The organism is uncultured Pseudoteredinibacter sp., from assembly GCF_947502065.1.
GTDB lineage: Bacteria > Pseudomonadota > Gammaproteobacteria > Pseudomonadales > Cellvibrionaceae > Pseudoteredinibacter.
Genome location: NZ_CANMYE010000007.1, coordinates 156308 through 163131, shown reverse-complemented (window position 1 = coordinate 163131; position 6824 = coordinate 156308). Strand labels below are relative to the sequence as shown.

General features: G+C 48.9%; 6 protein-coding genes. 3 read left to right on the top strand and 3 right to left on the bottom strand.

Annotated elements, in window-relative coordinates; all coding sequences use genetic code 11:
• Positions 1-284: 284 nt before the first annotated feature.
• The 3 genes from rpmG to radC form a co-directional block, all read right to left on the bottom strand.
• A complete protein-coding gene (rpmG, locus tag Q1A41_RS16740; protein WP_299770293.1) occupies positions 285-440 on the bottom strand; it encodes a 50S ribosomal protein L33 in 156 nt (51 codons plus the stop codon).
• Positions 441-469: 29 nt separating this feature from the next.
• Complete coding sequence (gene rpmB / locus Q1A41_RS16735; RefSeq protein ID WP_299770294.1) at positions 470-706, bottom strand: 50S ribosomal protein L28; 237 nt, start codon at positions 704-706, stop codon at positions 470-472.
• Positions 707-1039: 333 nt separating this feature from the next.
• Positions 1040-1723 carry a DNA repair protein RadC gene (gene radC / locus Q1A41_RS16730; protein ID WP_299981303.1) on the bottom strand — a complete coding sequence of 228 codons (684 nt, stop codon included), beginning with the start codon at positions 1721-1723 and terminating at the stop codon, positions 1040-1042.
• Positions 1724-1868: 145 nt separating this feature from the next.
• Between radC and coaBC the strand changes: the two genes are divergently transcribed.
• From coaBC to argB, 3 genes are all read left to right on the top strand, one after another.
• On the top strand, positions 1869-3080 hold the full coding sequence (coaBC, locus tag Q1A41_RS16725; RefSeq protein WP_299981300.1) for a bifunctional phosphopantothenoylcysteine decarboxylase/phosphopantothenate--cysteine ligase CoaBC: 1212 nt from the start codon (positions 1869-1871) through the stop codon (positions 3078-3080).
• Positions 3081-3186: 106 nt separating this feature from the next.
• Positions 3187-5622 (top strand): phosphomannomutase/phosphoglucomutase, encoded by a 2436-nt coding sequence (locus tag Q1A41_RS16720; protein ID WP_299981298.1) that lies wholly within the window; start codon positions 3187-3189, stop codon positions 5620-5622.
• Positions 5623-5679: 57 nt separating this feature from the next.
• Entirely contained in the window at positions 5680-6582 is a 903-nt protein-coding gene (gene argB / locus Q1A41_RS16715; RefSeq protein WP_299981297.1) for an acetylglutamate kinase, read from the top strand.
• Positions 6583-6824: the final 242 nt, after the last annotated feature.

Sequence of the window (6824 nt, the reverse complement as noted above, 5' to 3'; positions counted from 1 at the left end):
AGAGCAAGCCGTTTCGCAAACGGCGCCAGCCCGAACGGGCGACGTCATACTCAAAACAGGAGTTTTGAGTATGACAGCAGGTAAAGAGTGCAGGAGCACGGCACAACTGAGAATGCCTAAGCGTTCGCTGTTGTGCGAGCCCGCGAGGGCAAGCCGTTTCGCAAACGGCGCCAGCCCGAACGGGCGACGCCATACTCAAAACAGGAGTTTTGAGTATGGCAGTAGGTAAAAAGCAAAAACCCGGCCTAAGCCGGGTTTTTAGAAATCAAAGAGACAATCAAGAATTACTTGATTTTGCCTTCTTTGTACATCACGTGCTTACGAACAACGGGATCGTACTTTTTGATTTCCATTTTTTCAGGCATGGTACGCTTGTTCTTGTCAGTCGTGTAGAAATGACCAGTACCAGCACTTGAATTCAAACGAATCTTATCGCGCATGAGATTTCTCCTGTTCTTTGCTTAAGCGATTAAACTTTAACGCCATTGGCACGAACTTCGGCTAAAACCGTCTCGATGCCTTTCTTATCAATGATACGCATACCCTTAGCAGAAACGCGTAGCTTTACGAAACGCTTTTCAGACTCAACCCAGAAACGGTGGGTGTGCAAGTTAGGCAAAAAACGACGCTTAGTGTGGTTTTTTGCGTGAGAAACATTATTACCAGTTACTGGGCGCTTACCGGTAACCTGACATACCTTAGACATCTTGTGGCCTCTACCTTGTATCATCACTGCCATAACCGCTTATGCCTAACTGGCAGATAGCTGGAAATACAGCGAATCGCTACTTAAAAAATTCGACTCATTTTGGGCCTGCGGGAGCCCGACATCGGTCTATTTGACCTTAATTTACATCAGGCGGGGCAGACCCCGGCCGCAGAGAGCGGCGTTTTATACCAGAACAGCCTCCCACATTCAACTTTTGCGGCCATTTTTTATTCAAAAAGGTGTATCTCATGGACATTTAGTGCCAGAGGGTAGCAATAAGCACTAGAGCCAGAAATTGTGTAGCCTCATACGTGCAGACACACACCCAAGCTATGCGCCCTTCAGCAAACCTCGTTCTGCTAGGGAAACCTCTTCACCACTTCCCACAATCAAGTGGTCGAGCAGGCGCACACCAATCAAGGCCAAAGCTTGCTGTATACGCTCGGTGATAAGGCAATCTGCCTGGCTTGGCTCGTTGATACCAGAGGGGTGATTATGAGCAACAATGATAGCTGCTGCATTATGCTGTAATACGATTTTCACAAGCTCTCTAGGGAAAACACTGGCGCTATCTACCGTGCCCAAGAATAGCTCGTCATAGTGAATCAAGCGATGCTGACTATCCATTAGCAAGGCCACAAAGACCTCCCTATCGCGATGCCTTAGATTGGCCCGCAAAAAAGATCGTACGGCTTCAGGGTTTGAGAATACCTGCTCACGTTCTAGGGTTTCGCGCAGGTGACGACGATTGATCTCTTGGCCAGCTTGCAGCAAGCTAAACGAAGCTAGCCCCAAACCCGGCAAGGCGCAGAAATCTTCCTCCCGGCTTTCCAATACTGCACGCCACCCGCCAAAATGCTGCAGCACCCCTCGAGCAAGATCAACCGCAGTGGCTCCAGCCGTACCCGTCCGTAAGAACAAGGCTAATAGCTCGGCATCCGAAAGCGCTCCCGGGCCTCGCAACCTCATTTTTTCTCTAGGTCGTTCCGATTCTGGCCAATCTCTAATACTCATCTTATTGCACAACCTTCATAACACATGCAAAAAATACGGCAGTCATTGCCGCCGGCTCACAAGAAAGGTTATCTTAGCGCTTTTGTTTATGGCCCTAAGTCGGCCAAAGATCCCAAATTTGCCGTGCGGGCATAAGGCTGTATGAATGAGCTCCTTACAAAACAAACAGATTCTATTGGGTATTACTGGCGGAATTGCTGCCTACAAGAGCGCAGAGTTAGTGCGCCGCCTGCAAGATCAGGGAGCCACAGTTCGTGTAGTAATGACCAAAGCCGCAATGGAGTTCATTACTCCACTGACATTGCAGGCGCTATCGGGCAACCCAGTCCACACTGAGCTTTTAGACCCTGAAGCCGAGGCCGGCATGGGGCATATTGAGTTAGCACGCTGGGGGGATTTACTTATTGTCGCCCCAGCAAGTGCCGACTTTATCGCACGCTTAGCACAAGGACAGGGAAACGATCTCTTAAGCACACTGTGCCTTGCCCGCCGCAGCAAACTGGCCGTTGCGCCAGCTATGAATCAAGCCATGTATGCCAATAGCAGCACGCAAGACAATCTTAGCCTGCTAGCGCAACGCGACATTGCCATATGGGGCCCCGCTACCGGCTCACAGGCCTGTGGTGATGTGGGGCCAGGACGCATGCTAGAAGTCGATGAGCTGGTCGATAAGGCAGCAGCGCAATTTCAGTCTGGCCTATTGGCCGGTAAACGAGTTGTTATTACGGCCGGCCCCACCAGAGAGGCCATTGACCCAGTACGCTATATCAGCAACCACTCCTCTGGGAAAATGGGCTATGCCTTGGCGCAAGCTTGTATCGAAGCGGGTGCAGTTTGCGAGCTGATTAGCGGACCGACACAGCTCGAAGCGCCGCCTCACTGTCAGCGACATGATGTTGAAAGTGCACTCCAGATGCATACGGCCGCGCTGAGTTGCGCGAGCAATTGCGATATCTTCATCGCTACCGCCGCAGTGGCTGATTTTCGCCCCGCACACTCAGCGGATCAAAAAATTAAAAAACAGGCCGATAGCGATACTATGATTATAGAGATGGTGAAGAATCCCGATATTCTTGCCGACGTCGCAAATTCAGACAACGCACCGTTTTGCGTCGGCTTCGCCGCCGAAACTCAGGACGTAGAACACTATGCTCGTAGCAAACTGAAAAAGAAGAATCTGGCCATGGTTATTGCCAATGACGTCTCGCAACAAGGGATTGGCTTTAATAGCGATGACAACCAGGTACTTGTTGTCGACCATGAGGGTAGCAAGGCCATCGAAAAGCTTAGCAAAACAGCCCTCGCTCGCCGCCTGGTGGAAGAAATCAGTAAGCGCTATAACAAGCTAGCATCTTAGCGACACAACGCCCTGAAAAAGGGTTTCATTGAATAAGGAATTTACGCTTGGGCTCTCCCTAAGCTATTGTTAAGATTGGAAAACTCAATATTAAGTCCGACTTTATATGCGAATAGCCAATATTAAGAACTGGGGTAAAGCAGAAAAGCAAACCGCGGGAATCCTCTGCGGGTTGTTAATCCTCTGCTTAGGGGCGGGAGCTTGGTACTACCAACGCTACGTAGTAAGCCAATCCGAGCTAGCATTAAGCCAGGCCATTGATAGCATGGCCAGTACCCAAGTTGATGCAATCGGACACTATATTGGCTCGCTCAACCAAGATTTACAGCGCTTCACCAGCAGGGACGCCTTAAGCAAAGCTATTAAACAGCAAGAGCCCGTGACCATTCGCAGCTTTATGTCTAGCTTGGAAAAGGCTTTTCCCAAGGCTATCGCGATACGCATTATTCCTCGAGGAACCGCAGAGATCGACCGCGAGCATGACGCACCTATCCGTTTTGCCGAACTCGACATGATCACGCGTGCAGAAAACCATCAGCCAATTACCGTAGAAGCCGCAAAAATAAAAACCCGCTGGCAATTTAATTTGCTCTCACCAATACCTCAGGATACCAATCAAACTCCAGTAGCAACATTGATGGTCACCCTCAATCAAAATGCGATTGCAGAGCTGTTACGAGATGCCAGCCCGGACAGCGGTAAGTTTGAACTCTTACAACAATTTGGCCGCCATCCAGCACAACTTATCTTATCTAAAGGTGAGGCCAGCAGCCAAGAAAGCTTGACCAAGGAAATTCCTAACACTTTATGGAAGCTTCGCTTCTCGCCCTCACAGAGCACTGTAGATGCAGCGAACACTAGCCTACTGCCATTTTTGAGTATTTGGCTATTAGCGACGGCTCTTGTTTTAAGCGGTGCTTTTCAACTATGTCGTCGCCAACTCTCTGTTAGCACCGGTGGCACCAGGACGGTACGAGAATTTGATCAGAAGGTGCGAGAGCATCAACTCAGCAATGGCCGGCATATGGAGGATATTCTCGACATCGAAGTGAATGAAGATGACGAAGATTTGCTCGGTGGCGGTTTCCAACAAGCTGCAGGTGCAGCGCCAGAGCTTGATCAACTTGAAGGGGATGATGAAGAGCCCGCAGTGGCGCTAAGCGATGAGCTTATTCCCGCCGAAGTGTTTCGCGCCTATGACATCAGAGGCTTAGCCGATCCGTATTTACGCCCAGAATTTGTTGACCGGCTTGGAAAAGCACTTGGCAGCGAAGCCATTGATCAAGGGGAAGATACATTAATCGTCGCTCGCGACTGTCGCACTCACAGTCCAGAGATTTGCGAGCAATTGATTGCTGGCATTACCAGTACTGGCTGCCATGTTTTGGATCTCGGCATAGTGCCAACCCCAATGCTGTACTTTGCCTGCCATATGATTTCAAACAGCAACAGCGGTGTTGTGGTTACGGCTAGCCACAACGGGCCAAAATACAACGGTTTCAAAATGGTGTTCAATCGCAACACCATTAGTGATCAAGGCATTCAGTACATTAAGCAAAGAATGCAACAAGAGGCCTTTGCCAGCTCAGATAAACCAGGCTCAGTTAGCCAGCAAGATATCAGCGCAGAGTACATCGAGCAGATTTTCTCGGATATTGCATTGGCTGGCGATATTACTGTGGTTATCGATGCGGGCAATGGCGCAACCGCTGAGGTTGCGCCAAGGCTATTTGAAGAGCTGGGCTGCAAAGTTATCCCGCTACACTGCGAATTTGATGGCCGCTTCCCCAACCATGCCGCCGACCCTAGCCGCGAGCGCAATATGCGAGATCTAATTAAGGCCGTGAAAAAACACCGCGCCGACTTAGGCATCGCATTTGATGGTGACGGTGATCGTTTAGGGGTCGTTACACCACAAGGAAAAATTATCTGGCCAGATCGCCAATTAATGTTGTTCGCGAAGGATATTGTTTCACGCAACCCAGGTACCGACGTATTGTTCGATGTGAAATGTACCCGCCAATTAAACAGCTTAGTAAGCAGTTACGGCGGCCGCCCAATCATGTGGAAAACAGGGCACTCACTGATGAAAGCTAAAATGGCCGAAACGGGTGCGTTATTGGGCGGCGAGTTATCTGGTCATATCTTCTTTAAAGAACGTTGGTTTGGCTTTGATGACGGCATGTATTCCGCAGCTCGTCTGATGGAGATTATGAGCTTACGAGATCAAGACTTAGACACCATCTTCTCTAGTTTCCCAGAATTGCCTGCCACGCCAGAAATCAAAATAGCGGTAGATGAAAGTGAGAAGTTCCAAATCATCGAAGACTTGATTTCTCACGGGCACTTTGAAGATGGCCGCCTGACAACTATCGATGGTTTAAGGGTAGATTTCGCACACGGCTGGGGCCTAGTGCGCGCCTCTAACACCTCACCTGCATTAACTTTGCGCTTTGAAGCCAATAGCGAAGAGCAATTAGAAGAGATTCAGGAGCATTTTAGGGCGGAAATCGCTAAAATAGCACCTTCCATAAGCTTTTAAACAGCATCGTAGGCGTATCTCACCATAGCATTGAGGCCTACGTGCACAGGTGTTCCTATGTCATTATCACAAAAGAAGGCGATGAAAATCGCTCAAGTGCTTACCGAAGCACTCCCTTATATCCAACGCTTTACCAGTAGAACCGTGGTCGTAAAATTTGGCGGCAACGCCATGGTAGACGAAGAATTACAAAATAGTTTCGCCCGCGATATCGTGCTAATGAAGTTAGTTGGCATGAACCCTATTGTGGTCCATGGCGGCGGCCCACAAATTGGTAAACTACTCGAAAAGCTCAGTATTCACAGCGAATTTATTGATGGCATGCGAGTCACCGACAGCGCCACCATGGATGTTGTCGAAATGGTTTTAGGGGGCACAGTAAACAAACAAATCGTCAGCCTAATCAATCGCAATGGTGGCCAGGCAATTGGCATCACCGGTAAAGATGGCCATTTAATAAACTCTAAAAAGCTTTCTGTCAGCCGCTATAACCCAGCGATGAAAGCTTCTGAAATTATTGACATCGGCCATGTCGGTGAAGTGAAAAGCATCAATACAGACGTTATTGATATGCTGATCGACAGTAACTTTATTCCAGTTATCGCACCAATAGGCGTGGGCGAAGATGGCCAGAGTCACAATATCAATGCTGACTTAGTCGCAGGGAAACTTGCCGAAGTAATGCGAGCTGAAAAACTTATGTTGCTGACCAATGTATCCGGCTTACAGGACAAAGAAGGGGAAGTATTGACCGGCCTTAGCACCGAACAAGTAGATGCACTGATAGAAGACGGTACCATTTATGGCGGCATGTTACCCAAAATTAATTGCGCACTAGATGCCGTTAAAGCCGGCGTTACCAGCGCTCACATTATTGATGGACGAGTAGCCCACGCGGTATTGCTGGAGATCTTTACCGACACCGGCGTTGGCACACTGATTACCAATCAGAAAGACTAAACAAACGGCGCAATAGTTCGACAGCAGTGCCATTAAACCGCCATAATTAGCCCATACAATAGCAAGGGTTCGGCAGTTTGATGGCCAAATGATGCACATCAATGCATGCCGCCGAAGCTGTCTACTTTGTAAACAATTTGGCAAATATTGCGCCAGAACAATTGCAGCTTACTGCGGTTGCCGTTAGGATGACAATCGCTTCAGCAGCGTGAACTGATGTATTTTCTCCACTGACTTTGGAA